12 protein-coding genes are annotated in these 17,377 nt (G+C 69.7%); 5 read left to right on the top strand and 7 right to left on the bottom strand.

All coding sequences use genetic code 11. The features are described 5' to 3' along the window. Nucleotides 1-3: 3 nt before the first annotated feature. The 5 genes from IE168_RS03025 to IE168_RS03005 form a co-directional block, all read right to left on the bottom strand. The gene (locus tag IE168_RS03025; protein ID WP_189495090.1) at nt 4-1,464 is read right to left on the bottom strand and encodes a flavin-containing monooxygenase; all 1,461 of its coding nucleotides are present in this window, start codon (nt 1,462-1,464) and stop codon (nt 4-6) included. 288 nt (nt 1,465-1,752) lie between these two features. After that, nucleotides 1,753-2,661 (bottom strand): 5'-nucleotidase, encoded by a 909-nt coding sequence (locus IE168_RS03020; RefSeq protein WP_189495088.1) that lies wholly within the window; start codon nt 2,659-2,661, stop codon nt 1,753-1,755. A 54-nt stretch (nt 2,662-2,715) separates the two neighbouring features. After that, on the bottom strand, nt 2,716-3,501 hold the full coding sequence (locus tag IE168_RS03015) for an NAD kinase (protein ID WP_189495086.1): 786 nt from the start codon (nt 3,499-3,501) through the stop codon (nt 2,716-2,718). Nucleotides 3,502-3,581: 80 nt separating this feature from the next. Further along, nucleotides 3,582-8,462 carry an NAD-glutamate dehydrogenase gene (locus tag IE168_RS03010; protein WP_189495084.1) on the bottom strand — a complete coding sequence of 1,627 codons (4,881 nt, stop codon included), beginning with the start codon at nt 8,460-8,462 and terminating at the stop codon, nt 3,582-3,584. Nucleotides 8,463-8,621: 159 nt separating this feature from the next. Further along, nucleotides 8,622-9,785, bottom strand: a complete 1,164-nt coding sequence (locus IE168_RS03005; protein ID WP_386660318.1) for an acyl-CoA dehydrogenase family protein — start codon at nt 9,783-9,785, stop codon at nt 8,622-8,624. 183 nt (nt 9,786-9,968) lie between these two features. On the opposite strand from IE168_RS03005, the gene IE168_RS03000 reads away from it, so the two are divergent. Genes IE168_RS03000 through IE168_RS02980 form a run of 5 tightly spaced genes read left to right on the top strand, consistent with a single transcriptional unit; the run spans nt 9,969 to nt 16,188 of the window. Continuing rightward, nucleotides 9,969-10,898 carry an ArsR/SmtB family transcription factor gene (locus IE168_RS03000; RefSeq protein WP_189495080.1) on the top strand — a complete coding sequence of 310 codons (930 nt, stop codon included), beginning with the start codon at nt 9,969-9,971 and terminating at the stop codon, nt 10,896-10,898. Further along, nucleotides 10,895-11,968, top strand: coding sequence for a homocysteine S-methyltransferase family protein (locus IE168_RS02995; protein ID WP_189495078.1), 1,074 nt, complete (start codon nt 10,895-10,897; stop codon nt 11,966-11,968). Before IE168_RS03000 ends, IE168_RS02995 begins: the two co-directional genes overlap by 4 nt. Beyond that, the gene (locus tag IE168_RS02990) at nt 11,965-12,291 is read left to right on the top strand and encodes a hypothetical protein (RefSeq protein WP_189495076.1); all 327 of its coding nucleotides are present in this window, start codon (nt 11,965-11,967) and stop codon (nt 12,289-12,291) included. Before IE168_RS02995 ends, IE168_RS02990 begins: the two co-directional genes overlap by 4 nt. Continuing rightward, nucleotides 12,288-14,975, top strand: coding sequence for a methionine synthase (gene metH, locus IE168_RS02985; protein WP_189495074.1), 2,688 nt, complete (start codon nt 12,288-12,290; stop codon nt 14,973-14,975). Before IE168_RS02990 ends, metH begins: the two co-directional genes overlap by 4 nt. A gap of 19 nt (nt 14,976-14,994) precedes the next feature. Continuing rightward, a complete protein-coding gene (locus IE168_RS02980; protein ID WP_189495072.1) occupies nt 14,995-16,188 on the top strand; it encodes an MFS transporter in 1,194 nt (397 codons plus the stop codon). A gap of 287 nt (nt 16,189-16,475) precedes the next feature. Here the strand turns inward: IE168_RS02980 and IE168_RS02975 are convergent, their stop codons facing one another. Together IE168_RS02975 and IE168_RS02970 are read right to left on the bottom strand one after the other, a co-directional pair. Beyond that, a complete protein-coding gene (locus IE168_RS02975) occupies nt 16,476-17,153 on the bottom strand; it encodes a DUF2058 domain-containing protein (protein WP_189495069.1) in 678 nt (225 codons plus the stop codon). A gap of 6 nt (nt 17,154-17,159) precedes the next feature. Continuing rightward, nucleotides 17,160-17,375, bottom strand: a complete 216-nt coding sequence (locus IE168_RS02970; RefSeq protein ID WP_189495067.1) for a SlyX family protein — start codon at nt 17,373-17,375, stop codon at nt 17,160-17,162. Nucleotides 17,376-17,377: the final 2 nt, after the last annotated feature.

Raw genomic sequence — 17,377 nt, 5'->3', positions numbered from 1 at the left:
GCTTCAGCCTGCCACCGCCTCCGGCCGGCGCTCGGCCTTCGCAGCGGCCCTGGCAGGGCCCTCAGCGGGCCGGGATGCCTGCGCCGGAGCCTTCACCGCCGCCGTTTCCGGGCACTTGGCCTCCGGAACACGCAGGAACGCCTCCAGCGAATCGTCCATCGCCTCCATCCACGGCGTGTGGTGCGGCGGCGCCTGGGTCCCGGTGATGGTCGATCGATAGCTCTTGTTGCGGTAGTCGAGGATGCCGAGCTCCTTGTCGTGCATCCACTCCTTGAACATCGCCGCCATCTCCTCGATCGCGAAGTCCGGGTAGTCGCTGCGGTCCACCAGGTCGCGGACGTAGGCGGCCTGGAAGTCGATGTCCTCGTCGGCCGAGGTGGTGGCGTTCTCGCGCGCGAACCAGGCCTCGCTGTCGGCGAGCATCTCCTCGCGGGCCGGCAGTGCGGTGCGGCCGATGATCACGTCGCGCGCCAGCCATGCCTGGGCGTCGAACATGTTGAAGGTGTAGTACTGGTCCTGCATGCCGAGATAGACCAGCTTCGGGTTGTCGATCCAGAACACGCCCTTGTACAGGCCCTGCGGATACAGCCGGTTGCTGGTGCGCAGCGTCAGCTCGTCGGGCAGGAACGGGAAGTGGTGCTGGTAGCCGGTGCAGAGGATGATCGCGTCCACGTCGCGCGAGCTGCCGTCGGCGAAGTGCGCGGTATTGCCCTCCACGCGCAGCAGCAGCGGCTTCTCGCTGAAGGCCTCCGGCCAGTCGTAGCCCATGGGCGCGCTGCGGTAGCTGAACGTCACCGACTTCGCGCCGTACTTGTAGCACTGCGTGCCGATGTCCTCGGCCGAATAGCTGCTGCCGATCAGCAGCAGGTCCTTGCCGGCGAACTCGCAGGCATCGCGGAAATCATGCGCATGCAGCACGCGCCCGGGGAACTGCGAGAGCCCCTCGAAGTTCGGCGCATTGGGCGTGGAGAAATGGCCGGTGGCCACGACCACCCAGTCGAACTCTTCGCTCACCATGCGGTCCTCGACGAGCTCGCGCACGGTGACGGTGAACCTGCCGGTCTCCTCGCTGTACTCGACCGAGTGCACGGCGGTGTTGAAGCGGATCTGGTCGCGCAGGCCGCTGCGTTCGATCCGGCCCATGATGTAGTCGCGCAGCACCGGGCGCGGCGGGTAGGAAGCGATCGGACGCCCGAAATGCTCCTCGAAGCTGTAGTCGGCGAACTCCAGGCACTCCTTGGGGCCGTTCGACCAGAGATAGCGGTACATGCTCGCGTGCACCGGCTCGCCGTGCTGGTCCAGGCCGGTGCGCCAGGTGTAGTTCCACATGCCGCCAAGGTCGGACTGCTTCTCGAAGCAGACCACTTCGGGAACGTCCACGCCGGCCCGGCGGGCGGCGTCGAAGGCGCGAAGCTGGGCAAGGCCGCTGGGGCCGGCTCCGAGAATGGCGATGCGTTGACTCATGATGTGTCTTCTCCTGTTCGAGGCGCAGCCGGAGGCTGCGGCCTGGCGCGACGGGCGCGCGGAAAGCGCTGCCGGAAAGGAAAGGAAAAACAGCGGCCGGCAGGCGCAGGAATGCCCGGCTGCAGCGGGCTGCACCCAGGACGTTCGGCTGGGCTGGGGCGTTGTCGGCGGCGCCTGCGCGAAACGGGTCGCGAAACTTCGGCGAATGCGAAGCAATCGGCGGCAAATTGCGATCAACAGCGGCGAATTGTAGCACGGGCTCCGCGACGGCCCGGCGCTGGCCTCGACTCAGCCGGCGTTGGAGACACCGTGCGGCACGTGTCCGGTGGCCACGTGCTCGCGCGCCGAATCGATGTTGTGCTGCGAATCATCGAAGAAGATGTCGGCGCCGAACACGTCGAGGAACGGCCCCTTCGGGCGGCCGCCGAGGAACAGCGCCTCGTCCAGGCGCACGCCCCACTCGCGCAGGGTGCGGATGACGCGCTCGTGCGCGGGCGCCGAGCGCGCGGTGACCAGCGCGGTGCGGATCGGCGAGGCCTCGCCCGGCGGATACGCCGCCTGCAGGTGGTGCAATGCATCGAGGAAGCCGCGGAACGGGCCGCCGGACAGCGGCTCGCGCGCGCGCTCGATCTCGTGGCGGTGGAAGGCCTCGATGCCGGCCTCGCGAGAGACCCGCTCGCCCTCGTCGCCGAAGATCACCGCGTCGCCGTCGAAGGCGATGCGCAGCTGGTCATGCCGGTGCGCCGGCGCCTTGGCCGGCAGGATGGTGGCCGCCGCGACGCCGTTCTCCAGCGCCGCTCGCACCGACTCCGGGTTGGCCGACAGGAACAGCTGCGCGCCGAACGGGCGGATGTAGGGCCAGGTCGGCTCACCCGAGGTGAAGGTGGCGCGCGCGATCGCCAGGCCGTGGTGCTGGATGGAATTGAAGATGCGCAGCCCGGTGTCGGCGGAGTTGCGCGACAGCAGGATCACCTCGACCCGCGGTGCCTCCGGCGAGGCGCCTTCGTTGAGCGCCAGCAGCTTGCGCACCAGCGGGAAGGCGATGCCCGGCTCGAGGATCTCGTCCTCCTTCGCGCGCTGGTGCTCGGCATAGGCCTCGATGCCGTCGCTCTCGAACAGCGCATGGCTGTCCTCGAGGTCGAACAGGGCCCGCGAGGAGATGGCGACGATCAGCGGCGGCAGGACATCGGAGGGCATGGCGCCAGTATGGGCGAAGGCCGTCGCATGCGGCGAGACCCCGGGGCGGCCGGCTCAGGCCTCGAACTGTTCGCTGAGGATGCGCTCTTCCAGGTTGTGCTCGGGATCGAACAGCAGGGTCACGGTGCGGTCGCGCGACTCCTGGATGGTGACCTCGACCACGTCGCGCACCTCGTGCGAGTCGGCGGTGGCGCTGACCGGGCGCTTGTAAGGATCGAGCACGCGGAAGCGGACCACGGTGTCGGCCTTGAGCAGCGCGCCGCGCCAGCGCCGCGGGCGGAAGGCGGCGATGGGCGTCAGTGCCACCACGCTCGAGCCCAGCGGCAGGATCGGGCCGTGCGCGGAATAGTTGTACGCGGTGCTGCCGGCCGGCGTCGCCAGCATCACGCCGTCGCAGACCAGCTCGTCCAGGCGCACCTGGCCGTTGAGTTCGATCGAGACATGCGCGGCCTGGCGCGTCTGCCGCAGCAGCGACACCTCGTTGTAGGCCAGCGACCCGACGCTGGCGCCGGACTCGGTGGCCGCCACCATCTCCAGCGGCCGCAGCACGGCGGGTTCCGCACCCTCGAGGCGCGCCATCAGGTCGGGCACGCCGCCGGACTCGCCCTGGTAGTGGTTCATCAGGAAGCCGACGGTGCCGAGCTTGAGGCCGTAGACGGGCTTGCCCAGCCCGCCGTGGCGATGCAGCGTCTGCAGCATGAAGCCGTCGCCGCCCAGCGCGCAGATGATGTCGGCCTCGTCCGGCGCGCACTGCCCGTGCCGGGCGGTGAAGCGTGCCAGCGCCGCCTGCGCGTCGGCGGCAGGGCTGGCGAGGAAGGCGATGCGCGGCGATCCGGTCATGGCCGCAGCATAACCCGCGGCCATGGTCGGCGAAGCCCCGCCCTCCCCCGCCTTGGACGGAGGGCGGGTGGCCGCCTGCCTCAGCCCGCGCTGGCCAGCTGCGCCAGGCGGCGCACCGCCACCGACGCGGTCGGATAGTCCAGCGAGGTCTGCGCCGCAAGCTCGGACAGCATGCCGAGCGTGAAGCGCAGCGCGGCGTCGTCGCGGCCGATCCACTGCGCGACCTTGGCGTCGGCGTCGCGGCCCGGCATCGACAGCACCTGGCCCACGAGGGCGCGCTGCTGCGCGGCGAGTTCGTCGCGCAGCGCGCCGCGGGCGACCGCGTGCCAGCGCCCGTCCACCGCCAGCGCGTCGATCTGCTGCACCAGCCAGGGCAGGTTCAGCGCGTCGGCGAGGCGGAAGTACACGCGCGCCACCTCGACCGGCTTGCGCTTGCGCTCGCGCGCCAGCTCGATGATGTCGGGGCTGGCCTCGAGGTACGGCAGCGCGGCCAGCTGGCTGGCCAGCACGTCCGGAAGGCCCTTGGCGCGCCAGTCGGCCAGCGACTGCTCGTAGGCCGGGCGCTGCGCGGCGGTGAGGATGTCCTCGCCGGCATAGATCGCCTGGAAGCCGTCGTGGTAGCGCTCCACCGCGCTGGTGATGGTCGGCAACGCGCCCGGGCGCGCCAGCAGCCAGCGCGTGAACGAACGCTGCAGCGCCCAGATCACCTGCAGGGCGTCGATCTGCACCGACTCGTGCACCTTGCCGTCCAGCGCATCGATCTGCGCCCACAGCGTGCGCGCCTCGATGGTCTCGCGGGTGATCGTGAACGCCTTGGCCACCTCGGCCGGCGTGCGCCCGCTGTCTTCCTGCATGCGCAGCAGGAAGGTCGCGCCCATGCGGTTGATGGTCGAGTTGGTGACCGCCGTGGCGATGATCTCGCGCTTCAGGCGGTGCTGCTCCATGGCCTTGGCGTACTTCGCCTGCAGCGGCTGCGGGAAGTAGCGCTGCAGTTCGCGCGACAGGTACGGGTCCTCCGGGATGTCGGAGTTCAGCAGCTGCTCGAACGCCACCAGCTTGGAGTACGACAGCAGCACCGCCAGCTCCGGGCGGGTCAGGCCGAGGTTGCGCGCCTTGCGGTCGGCGAGCTCGGCGTCGCTGGGCAGGAACTCGATCTGGCGGTCCAGCAGGCCCTGCGACTCCAGGGTCTGGATGAAGTGCTGCTTGGAGCCCAGGCGCGACACGCTCATCCGCTCCATCAGGCTGATGGCCTGGTTCTGGCGGTAGTTGTCGTTGAGCACCAGACCGGCGACCTCGTCGGTCATCGCCTTCAGCAGCTTATTGCGCTCCTCGATCTTCAGCTTGCCGGCCTGCACCTGGCCGTTGAGCAGGATCTTGATGTTCACCTCGTGGTCGGAGGTGTCGACGCCGGCGGAGTTGTCGATGAAGTCGGTGTTGAGCAGCACGCCCGCCTGCGCAGCCTCGATGCGGCCGCGCTGGGTCATGCCCAGGTTGCCGCCCTCGCCCACGACGCGGCAGCGCAACTCGCCGCCGTTGACGCGGATGGCGTTGTTGGCACGGTCGCCGACGTCGGCGTGGGTCTCGCCCGCGCCCTTGACGTAGGTGCCGATGCCGCCGTTCCAGAGCAGGTCGACCGGCGCCTTCAGCACCGCCGACATCAGCTCGTTGGGGCTCATCGCGGTGGTGCCGTCGGCGAGGCCGAGCGCTTCTCGCATCTCCGGCGACACCGGGATCGACTTCGCGCTGCGCGGGAACACGCCGCCGCCCTTGCTGATGAGCGCCTTGTCGTAGTCGTCCCAGCTCGAGCGCGGCACCTTGAACAGGCGCTGGCGCTCCTTGTACGAGATCGCCGAGTCGGGGTTGGGGTCGACGAAGATGTGGCGGTGGTCCATGGCCGCGACCAGGCGGATGTGCTTCGACAGCAGCATGCCGTTGCCGAACACGTCGCCCGACATGTCGCCGATGCCGACCGCGGTGAAGTCCTGCTTCTGGCAGTCGATGCCGAGCGCGCGGAAGTGGCGCTTGACCGACTCCCAGGCGCCGCGCGCGGTGATGCCCATGCCCTTGTGGTCGTAGCCGACCGAGCCGCCGGAGGCGAAGGCGTCGTCGAGCCAGTAGCCGTAGTCGCGCGACAGGCCGTTGGCGATGTCGGAGAAGGTCGCGGTGCCCTTGTCGGCGGCCACCACCATGTAGGGATCCGGATCGTCGTGGCGGACCACGTTCGCCGGCGGCACGATGTCGCCGGCGACGGTCAGGTTGTCGGTCAGGTCGAGCAGGCCGCTGATGAAGCGCTTGTAGCAGGCGATGCCCTCGGCCTGGATGGCATCGCGATCGCCGCCCACCGGCGGGCGCTTGACGATGAAGCCGCCCTTGGAGCCGACCGGCACGATCACCGTGTTCTTCACCATCTGCGCCTTCACCAGGCCCAGCACCTCGGTGCGGAAGTCCTCGCGGCGGTCGGACCAGCGCAGGCCGCCGCGCGCCACCGGGCCGAAGCGCAGGTGGGTGCCTTCCACGCGCGGGCCGCAGACGAAGATCTCGCGGTACGGGCGCGGCTTGGGCAGGTCCGGCACCAGGGCGGAGTCGAACTTGAAGGCGATGTAGTCCTTCGGCGCGCCGCTGGCGTCGAGCTGGTAGTAGTTGTTGCGCAGCGTCGCGTCGATCACGCCGACGTAGCTGCGCAGGATGCGGTCCTCGTCGAGGCTGGCCACGCCCTCGAGCAGCTCGCGGATCGCGGCGTGCGCCGCCTCGATCGCCGGCTTGCGGGCCTTGTCGCTGATCGCGGGGTCGAAGCGCGCCTCGAACAGTTCGACCAGCTTGACCGCAAGCTGCGGATTGCGGACCAGGGTCTGCTCGACGTAGCTCTGCGAGAAGGGCACGCCCACCTGCAGCAGGTACTTGCAGTAGGCGCGCAGCATCGAGACCTGGCGCCAGCCCAGGCCGGCAGTGGCGACCAGGCGGTTGAAGCCGTCGTTCTCGGCGTCACCGCTCCAGATGCTGGCGAAGGCCTCCTCGAAGCGGGCGGCATCGGGCTCGGCGCCGCCGACCACCTCGACCTCGAAGTCCTGGATGTAGGCCACGCGCGGTGCGCCGCCGCCCGCCGCCGCCATCTCCAGGCGGTGCGGATGCTCGGCGATCACGCGCAGGCCCATGTTCTCCATCATCGGCAGCACGTCCGACAGCGGCACGTCGTGGCCGGCACGGTAGAGCTTCAGGCGCAGCGCGCCCTCGCCCGGGCGGTCGAGCGCGGAGCGCTGCAGGCTCAGGCGCAGGTCGTCGGGGCCCGACAGCGCATCGAGGCGGGCGACATCGGCCGCCGCCACCTTCGGCGTGGCGCGCTCGATGTAGGGCACCGGCAGCGCACGCCCCCACTCCGCGGCCAGGGCCAGGCCACGGGCCTCGCCGTGGTCTTCGATCAGGGCTTCGCGCAGGTCGTCCTGCCAGTTGCGGACGATCGCCGACAGGCGCGCCTGCAGGGCGCCCTCGTCCACCTCGACCGCCTCACCGGTGCGCGGCCGCGCCAGCATGTGCAGCTGCGCCAGCGGCGACTCGCCGAGGCTGACGTTGGTGTCGACGTGGTCGGCGCCCAGCACCTCCTTGAGCATCGATTCAACGCGCAGGCGGACCTCGGTGTTGTAGCGGTCGCGCGGCACGTAGGCGAGCACGGAGTAGTAGCGGCCGTAGTGGTCGCGGCGCAGGAACAGGCGGCTGCGCACGCGCTCCTGCAGGCCGAGGATGCCGCTGGCCACGCGCTGCAGCTCGCCGGCCGAGGCCTGGAACAGCTCGTCGCGCGGCAGGGTCTCGAGGATGTGCTTGAGCGCCTTGCCGCTGTGGCCGGTATCGGCCAGGCCCGAGGCGCCCATGACCTGCTCGTGGCGGTCGCGCACGATCGGGATGTCCCAGGGGCGGCGGCTGTAGGCGCTGGAGGTGTAGAGGCCGAGGAAGCGCTTCTCGCTGGTGGCCTTCGCGCCCTTGGCACCGAAGCCGAGCACGCCGATGTAGTCCATGTAGCCGGGGCGATGGATGCTGGAGCGGGCGTTGGTCTTGGTCAGGATCAGCGGCTCGACGGCGCGCTCGGTGCGCTGCGCGCCGACCGTGCGCAGCAGTCGCGGCTTGCCGACGTCGCGGCCGCGCAGCAGGCCCAGGCCGCTGCCGTCGATGGCCTGCAGGACCTCGTCCTTGCCCTTTTTCACCACCTCGTACTCGCGGTAGCCGAAGAAGGTGAAGTGGTTGTCGGCGGCCCAGCGCAGGAAGGCCTGGATTTCGGTGCGCTCGGCGTCGGACACCGGCAGCGGCGCGTCGTCGAGGCCTTCGGCCACCTGCTCCATGCGTTCGCGCATCTGCTGCCAGTCCGCGACGATCGCGCGCACGTCCTCCAGCACACCGCGCACCGCGGCCTCGACGCGCGCGCAGCCTTCCGGCGTCTGGCGATCGATCTCCAGGTGCATGAGCGACTCACCCGCGCCCGTGCCCACGCCGGTGAGCCGGCCGGCGCGGTCGCGGGCGATCTCCACCACCGGATGGCCCAGCACGTGCACGCCGATGCCGAGTTCGGCCAGCGCCATGGTCACCGAGTCGACCAGGAACGGCATATCGTCGTTGGCGATCTGCAGCACGGTGTGCTGGGTCTCCCAGCCGTGAGTGGCGAGCGTCGGGTTGAACAGGCGCACGCTGGCGCTGCCCGGCTTGCGCTTGCCAATGAAGTCGAGGAAATCGGTGGCCAGCGCCGCCCAGCTGTCGGCCTCGTGCACGCCGATCTCGTCATCGCCCATGCGCTGGTAGAAGGCGGCGGCAAAGGCCGCGGCATCGTCGCCGCCGGCCTTGCCGGCGCGCTTGCGGACGGCGGCCAGGACCGGATCGAGCAGCGTGCTGTCGCGCGCGACGGCGCGGCGTCCACCGGCCGTCTCGGCCTTGGCGGGGCTGGTGCTACGGGCAGGAACCTTCTTGCGGGCAGTACTCATGTCGGCTTCCGGATGCAATGAGGCCCGCGCACAGGCACGGGCCAAGGGGTGGGGGTTGTCAGGGACAGGGGACCGCGGACGCGCCGTTTCCCGGGATGGGAACCGGCACCGGGCGCGGGCACTGGCTTGTCGATGGCACAGGCTGCACGGTCGCTTGCCTCAGCGCAGCCCGGTTTCGTTGCGGGCGATCACCAGCCGCTGGATCTCGCTGGTGCCCTCGTAGATCTCGGTGATCTTGGCGTCGCGGAAATAGCGCTCGATCGGCATTTCCTTGCTGTAGCCCATGCCGCCGTGGATCTGCAGCGCCTGGTGGGTGATCCACATGGCGGCCTCCGACGCGGTGAGCTTGGCGATCGCCGCCTCGTTGCTGAAGCGCTGGCCCTGGCCCTTCACCCACGCCGCACGCAGCGTCAGCAGCAGGGCCGCGTCGAGCTTGCACTTCATGTCGGCGATCTTGGCCTGGGTCATCTGGAAGGTGCCGATCGGCGCGCCGAACGCCTTGCGCTCCTTGACGTATTCGAGCGTCGCCTCGTAGGCGGCGCGGGCGATGCCGATGGCCTGGCTGGCGATGCCGATGCGGCCGGCATCGAGCACGCCCATGGCGATCTTGAATCCCTCGCCCTCGTCGCCCAGGACCTCGTCGGCCTGGACGACGTAGTCGTTGAACTCGATTTCGCAGGTGGCCGAGGCGCGGATGCCGAGCTTGGGCTCGGTCTTGCCGCGGCCGAAGCCGTCGCGGGCGGTGTCGATAATGAAGGCGGTGATCCCGCGGGCGCCCTTGTCCGGGTCGGTCATCGCGAACAGCACGATGTACTTGGCCACCGGGCCCGAGGTGATCCAGCTCTTCTTGCCGTTGACCACGAAGCTGCCGTCGGCCTGCTTCACGGCGCGGCAGCGCATGGCGGTGGCGTCGGAGCCCGACTGCGGTTCGGTCAGCGCGAAGGCGCCGATCTCGCGCCCTTCGGCGATGGCGCTGACGTAGAGCTTCTTCTGCGCCTCGGTGCCGTGGGTCAGGATGCCGTTGCAGAACAGCGAGTTGTTGACCGACATGATGGTCGAGTGCGCGGCGTCGGCCGCGGCCACTTCGACCATGGCCAGCACGTAGGCCACCGGGTCCATGCCGGCGCCGCCGTACTCGGCCGGCACCTCGATGCCCATCAGGCCGTTCTCGCCCAGCAGCCGGATGTTGTCGAGGGGGAATTCGCCGGTCTGGTCGTGGTGCTCGGCGCTCGGCGCGATCTTTTCCTGCGCGATGCGGCGGGCCACGTCCTGGATCATCAACTGCTCTTCGGTGAAGCTGAAATCCACGCGCTGCTCCTGTATGCGCCGCGCCCGGGCGACGGCCTGAAAACAAGAGCGCCATTCTAGCCTGCCCGCCGCGCCGCATCGACAGTCCGAGCGCGCCGCGCGCGCACTCCGGCAGTCCCTGCGCGGGACGCGCGGCCTTGACCGGGCGCGGATCGCGTTCGACAATGCATCTCTATATCGCGATGCGAAGATATATCGATGGATCTCGAAGCCTGGTCGAGCCACCTCAAGGTACTCGCCGACGCCACCCGCGTACGCCTGCTGGCCCTGCTCGACGGAGAGGAGCTCACGGTCGCTGAACTCTCCGCGATCACGCGCCTGGCCCAGCCCCGCGTCTCCACCCACCTCGCCCGGCTGAAGGAAGCCGGCCTGGTCCGCGACCGGCGCGCCGGCGTGTCCGCGTACTACCGCTTCGACGAGGACCGCCTGGATCCGGCGCAGCGCGCATTGTGGCAGACGCTGCGCGACGGCAGCGACGACCCGCTGCTGCGCCAGGACGCCGAGCGCGTGGCCGGCGTGCTGGCGATGCGCGCCGCCGACCAGAACTGGGCCGATTCGGTGGCCGGCGACATGGAGCGCCACTACTCGCCGGGCCGCACCTGGGAGGCGATGGCGCGCTCGGCGCTGCCGCTGCTGGAAACCGGCGACGTGCTCGACATCGCCTCCGGCGACGGCGTGCTGGCCGAGCTGCTGGCACCGCATGCGCAGCGCTATGTCTGCATCGACGCCAGCCCGCGCGTGGTGGCGGCGGCGCAGGAGCGCCTGAAGCGCTACCGCAACGTCGAAGTGCGCGAAGCGGACATGCACGCCCTGCCCTTCGACGACGGCAGCTTCGACCTGGTGGTGCTGATGCACGCCCTGACGTACTCCGCCAAGCCCGCGCTCTCGGTGGCCGAGGCCGCGCGCGTGCTGCGCCCGGGCGGCCGCCTGCTGCTCACCAGCCTCGCCCGCCACGGCCACCGGGCCGCGGTCGAGGCCTTCGGCCACGTCAACCTCGGCTTCACCGAAAAGGAGCTGCGCCGATTCGTCGACAAGGCCGGCCTCGCGCTGCAGTCCTGCGAAACGGTCACCCGCGAGAAGCGCCCGCCGCACTTCGAAGTCATCTCCCTGATCGCAGGCGCGCCATGAGCCCCCTTCCCTGGCTCCATCCCGGCCGCGTCGCGCTGCTGGAAGCCGCGCTGGCCGAACGCATCCTGGTCATCGACGGCGCCATGGGCACGATGATCCAGGGCCACCGGCTGGACGAGGCCGCCTACCGCGGCGAGCGCTTCGCCGCCGGCTTCGACGCGCACCAGCCCGGCGACCGCGCCGCACACGACCTCAAGGGCAACAACGACCTGCTGAACCTCACCCGTCCGGAGCTGATCAGCGGCGTGCACGCGGATTACCTCGCGGCGGGCGCGGACCTGGTCGAGACCAACACCTTCAACTCGACCGCCGTCAGCCAGGCCGACTACGGCCTGCAGCACCTGGTGCGCGAGCTCAACCTCGAGGGCGCGCGCCTGGCCCGCGCCGCCTGCGACGCCGCCGAAGCCGCCACGCCCGGCAAGCCGCGCTTCGCCATCGGCGTGATCGGGCCCACCAGCCGCACCGCCTCGATCAGCCCCGACGTCAACGATCCCGGCTTCCGCAACACCAGCTTCGACGCCCTGCGCGAGGACTACCGCGTGGCCATCGACGGGCTCATCGACGGCGGCGCCGACGTGCTGATGGTCGAGACCATCTTCGACACCCTCAACGCCAAGGCCGCCCTGTTCGCGATCGAGGAAGCATTCGACGCCCGGGGCGCACGCCTGCCGGTGATGATCTCCGGCACCATCACCGACGCCTCGGGGCGCACGCTGTCGGGCCAGACCGCGGAGGCCTTCCACATCTCGGTCGCACACGCGCGGCCGCTGGCCGTGGGCCTGAACTGCGCGCTGGGCGCGAAGGAGCTGCGTCCGCACGTCGAAACCCTGGCGCGGGTGGCCGACTGCCTGGTCAGCGCGCATCCCAACGCCGGCCTGCCCAATGCCTTCGCCGAGTACGACCAGACGCCGGACGAGATGGCGACGATGCTGGAGGAGTTCGCCCGCTCGGGCCTGCTGAACCTTGTCGGCGGCTGCTGCGGCACCACCCCGGCGCACATCCGCGCCATCGCCGACGCCGTCCGGGGCCTCCCGCCGCGGTCGCTGGCTTCGCTGGAGGTGGCGGCGTGAGAGTTCTTTTGCCACGGATTTACGCGGATGCGCCGCGGATTTTCACGGATAAGGCAAAAGCATTTTTTTGCCACGGATTTACGCGGATTAACGCGGATCTGGCCGAGGCAAGTCTTGGGGAGGTCGGTGAAAGTGGTTCGCCGCGTACTGTCGCCGGCCGCTCCGAACCCACTTCCAGCGGCTTTTGCTCTATCCGCTTTAATCCGCGTAAATCCGTGGCAAAAAATGCTCCTCGCTTTTTCTGCTCTTCCCGCTTTATCCGTGTAGATCCGCGGCGCATCCGCGTAAATCCGTGGCAAAAAAACGGCGGGGTGTCCCGATGAGCACGCGCAGGTACACGCGGCTGTCGGGGCTGGAGCCGCTGGTCATCACTCCGGAGCTGCTGTTCGTCAACGTCGGCGAGCGCACCAACGTCACCGGCAGCGCGCAGTTCCGGAAGCTGATCAAGGAAGACCGCTTCGAGGAGGCGGTCGAGGTCGCGCGCCAGCAGGTCGCCAATGGCGCCCAGATCCTCGACGTCAACATGGACGAGGGCCTGATCGATTCGGCGAAGGCGATGACGCGCTTCCTCACCCTGATCGCGTCCGAGCCCGACATCGCGCGCATCCCGGTGATGGTCGACTCCTCGAAATGGGAGGTGATCGAGGCCGGGCTGAAGTGCCTGCAGGGCAAGGGCGTGGTCAATTCGATCTCGCTCAAGGAGGGCGAGGAGGCATTCGTCGAGCACGCGCGCAAGGTGCTGCGCTACGGCGCGGCGGCGGTGGTCATGGCCTTCGACGAGGACGGACAGGCCGACACCGCCGCGCGCAAGGTCGAGATCTGCACCCGGGCCTACCGGATCCTGGTCGACCAGGTCGGCTTCCCGCCCGAGGACATCATCTTCGACCCGAACATCTTCGCCATCGCCACCGGGCTGGAGGAGCACAACAACTACGCGGTGGACTTCATCGAGGCCACGCGCGTCATCCGCGCGACGCTGCCGCACTGCCACGTCTCCGGCGGCGTCTCCAACGTCTCGTTCTCGTTCCGCGGCAACGAGACCGTGCGCCAGGCGATCCATTCGGTGTTCCTGTACCACGCGATCGCCGCGGGCATGGACATGGGCATCGTCAACGCCGGCGCGATGCCGATCTACGACGACCTCGATCCCGAACTGCGCGAACACGTCGAGGACGTGATCCTCAACCGCCGCCCGGACGCCACCGAGCGCCTGCTCGCGCTGGCCGAGCGCTACCGCGGCAGCAAGGGCCGGAAGCAGGAGGAGGACCTGGCGTGGCGCGGCAAGGACGTGCGCGCGCGGCTCAGCCATGCCCTCGTGCACGGCATCGACCAGTACGTGGTCGAGGACACCGAAGAGGCGCGCCTGCTGTCGACGCGACCGCTGGACGTGATCGAAGGCCCGCTGATGGACGGCATGAACGTGGTCGGCGACCTGTTCGGCGCGGGCAAGATGTTCCTGCCGCAGGTGGTGAAGTCGGCGCGGGTGATGAAGAAGGCGGTGGCCTGGCTGCTGCCCTTCATCGAGGCCGAGAAGCTGCGCACCGGCGACAGCGGGAAGAACAACGGCAAGGTGGTGATGGCGACCGTGAAGGGCGACGTCCACGACATCGGCAAGAACATCGTCGGCGTGGTCCTGGCCTGCAACAACTTCGAAGTGATCGACCTCGGGGTGATGGTGCCGGCGCAGAAGATCATCGACACGGCGGTCGCCGAGAACGCCGACCTGGTCGGCGTCTCGGGCCTGATCACGCCTTCGCTCGAGGAGATGGGCCACGTCGCGCGCGAGATGCAGCGCCAGGGGCTGACCATCCCGCTGATGATCGGCGGCGCCACCACGTCGCGCGCGCATACCGCGCTCAAGATCGATCCGCACTACAGGTCGCCCACGATCTGGGTGAAGGACGCCTCGCGCGCCGTGGGCGTGGCGCAGTCGCTGGTGTCGGCGGACCTGCGCGCACCCTTCGTCGCCGCCAACGAGGCCGACTACGCCGGCATCCGCGAGCGCCACCGCAACCGCGGCGACGCCAAGCGCCTGGTGCCGCTGGAGAAAGCCCGCGGCCAGCGCTTCGACGGCGGCTGGGACGCCTACGTGCCGCCGGCGCCGGCGAAGCCCGGCATCACCGTGTTCGACGACTACCCGCTGGCCGACCTGGTCGAGACCATCGACTGGACGCCGTTCTTCCAGGCCTGGGAGCTGGCCGGCCGCTTCCCGGCCATCCTCGATGACGAGGTGGTGGGCGTTGCCGCCAGCGAGCTCTATCGCGACGCGCGCGCGATGCTCGACACCATCATCGAGGAGAAGTGGCTGACCGCGAAGGCGGTCTTCGGACTGTTTCCCGCCAACAGCGTGGGCGATGACGTCGAGCTGGAGGTCGCGCCCGGCGCACCCCTCACCGTCCCCTTCCTGCGCCAGCAGGTCGACAAGCCGGCCGAACGCCCCGACTTCTGCCTGGCCGACTTCATCGCGCCGAAGGACAGCGGCCTGCAGGACTGGATGGGCATGTTCGCGGTCACCGCGGGCATCGGTATCGAGCCGCACCTGGAGCGCTTCCGCGCCGACCACGACGACTACCGCGGGATCCTGCTCAAGGCGCTCGCCGATCGCCTGGCCGAGGCCCTGGCCGAGCACCTGCACCGCCGCGTGCGCACGGAGTTCTGGGGCTATGCGCCCGACGAGGCGCTCGACAACGATGCCTTGATCAATGAGGCCTATCGCGGCATCCGCCCCGCCCCCGGCTACCCGGCCTGCCCCGACCACAGCCCGAAGGAGCAGCTGTTCGCGGTGCTCGACGCCACCCGGAACGCCGGCATGGAGCTGACCGACGGCTTCGCGATGCTGCCGACCGCGGCGGTGTCCGGCTACTACTTCAGCCACCCGAAGAGCCAGTACTTCGTCGTCGGGCGGGTCGGCAAGGACCAGGCGGCCGACTACGCCAGGCGCCGCGGCGTGCCGCTGGCCCAGGTCGAGCAGTGGCTGGCCTCCAACCTCGACTACGATCCCGACTGAGCACCCCACCGGCACGTCGATGATCGAGCACGCGCGCACTGCCGCGGCAGCACCGGTGGTGCGGCTGTCGAGCTTCTACTTCGCCTACTACGCCGCGCTGGGCGCGTTGACGCCCTACTGGGCGATGCACCTGCAGTCGCGCGGCATGGGCATCACCGCGATCAGCGTGATGATGAGCCTCTGGTACGCGACCCGGGTGGTGGCACCCAGCACCTGGGCCACGATCGCCGGCGCATCGCCGAAGCCGATCCGCTGGCTGCGCATCGGCTGCGTGCTGACGGTGGCGAGCTTCGCCTGCTTCCTGCCGGAGCAGCCGGAATGGACCCTGTTCGCGGCGATGGTGGCGTTCTGCTTCTTCTACAACGCGGTGATGCCGCAATTCGAGGCGATCACGCTCGGCCACCTCGGCGCCGATGCGCACCGCTACGGCACGATTCGGGTCTGGGGCTCGATCGGCTTCATCCTGGTGACCACCGGCTTCGGCTGGCTGATCGAACGCCACGGCGCCGGCATCCTGCCCTGGGCGATGCTGCCGCTGTTCGTGCTGATGGCCGCGAGCGCCTTCGCCAACCGCGACGCCGGCCACGTCGGCCCGCGGGGGCGCGCGGGCGGCGAGTTCTGGGCGATCGTGCGCCAGCCGCGCGTCGCCGCGTTCCTGGTCGCCGCCTTCCTGGAACAGCTGTCCTTCGGCCCGTACTACACCTTCTTCTCGGTCTACATGGACGGGCTCGGCTACTCGACGTCCACGCTGGGCCTGCTGTGGACGGTGGGCGTGGTGTTCGAGGTCGCGGTGTTCTTCACCATCTCCGGCATCTTCCGCCGCTGGGACGCGAGCTGGCTGCTGCTGGTATCGATGGCCAGCGCCGTGCTGCGCTGGTGGGCCACCGCGCTGTGGCCGGACAGCATGCCGGTGATGCTCGTGGCCCAGGCCACCCATGCGCTGGGCTTCGCGGCGTTCTTCGCCGCCGCCATGCAGATGCTGGCGACCTGCTTTCCCGGACGACTCAACGGCCACGCCCAAGGCCTGTTCTACGGCTTTTCCTCGGGCCTGGGCGGCGTGCTGGGCGCCCTGGTCGCCGGCCAGCTCTGGCCCTGGGGCGATGGCCGCCTCGCCTTCCTGGCCGCCGGCTGTTTCGCCCTGCTCGGCTGCGTCATCGCCTGGATCTGGGTGGTGCCGCGGGGAAAAGGCGTTGCCACGGATCTAGGCGGATGAGAGCGGATCTGCGCGGATAGGGCGAAGGGTGGGGAAAGAGCGGAAAGGCTTTACCACGGATGACGCGGATCACGCGGATTTACGCGGATCTGGCCGAGGCAAGATGGTGCATGTTCTGACAGGGCATCGCGCGACTCCACTCGGCGCGCGCAGACCTTCCTTCAAGGCACTGCTCTATCCGCGTAAATCCGCGTGATCCGCGTCATCCGTGGTGAAAAAAGCTCTTGCCTGATCCGTACAGATCCGCCCTCATCAGCGTAGATCCGGGGCAAGGCTTTTCCAGCCCCTCACCAGACAAGATCATCCGGCACCTGGTACTTCGGGTCGGCGTAGGGGTCGTCTTCGGCCGGGGCGTCCGGGTCGACCTTCAGCGCCACGCAGGCCGGGAACACGGCTTCGGCTTCGGCCAGGACCGCGGCGGTGACCAGGAGGTAGCTGCCCTTGACCTGGACCACGCCCAGCTCGCCGGCGTTCAGCGCGCGCAGCTGGTCGGCGGTGACGTGCACGCGCTTGATCTTGCCGCCGTAGTCGAAGTGGCGAACATGGTCGGCATCGGCGGCGTTAAGGCCCTTGCCATCGAGCAGCGCCGCCAGCTTCGCCTGTGCTTCGCGGCGCAGGCGTGCGGCTTCCTGCTTCTCGCGCTCGGCGCGGATGCGCTCGTCCTTCTCGCGCTGGGCGCGGATGGCGTAGGCCTTGGCGAGGTCGATGTCGCCTTCCGGCCGGCGCGCGCGCGCGTCGCCGCCCTGGCGCTTCTTCGCGTCCGCCTGCCCCCGGCCCGCACCGGGTGGCTGCCCCTGCCGGCGCCCGGCGTCGCCGCCCGGCCGGCCACCCTTGCCGCCGCGCGCATCGGCCACGCGGCCCTTGCCGCCCTGGCCATCCTGCCGGCGCGGCGGCTTCGGCTTCTCTGCGCCCGGGGTCGGCTTGAAACCGAGGCCCAGCAGCTGGTCGCGCAACGTATCGCTCATCGGTCTTCAGTAATGCGGCGGAGGGGGTTCGTCGGCGGGATCGGCGGTGACGCCCGGGCGGCTGGCCTGCAGCTCCTCGAGGGCGCGCCGCAGCAGGACATCATTGCGCGCCAGCTCGATCCTGGCCCCGGCGAGGGCGTCGCTCAGCTCCGCCATCGCCTGCTCCTGGAAGGCGAGCCGGGTTTCCAGCTCGACCACGCGGGCCTCGATGTCGGCGGCCATCG

This window comes from Luteimonas padinae (assembly GCF_014652935.1).
Taxonomy (GTDB): Bacteria; Pseudomonadota; Gammaproteobacteria; order Xanthomonadales; family Xanthomonadaceae; genus Luteimonas; species Luteimonas padinae.
The sequence above is the reverse complement of the archived record's forward strand: the minus strand, read 5'-3'. Positions and strand labels throughout refer to the sequence as shown.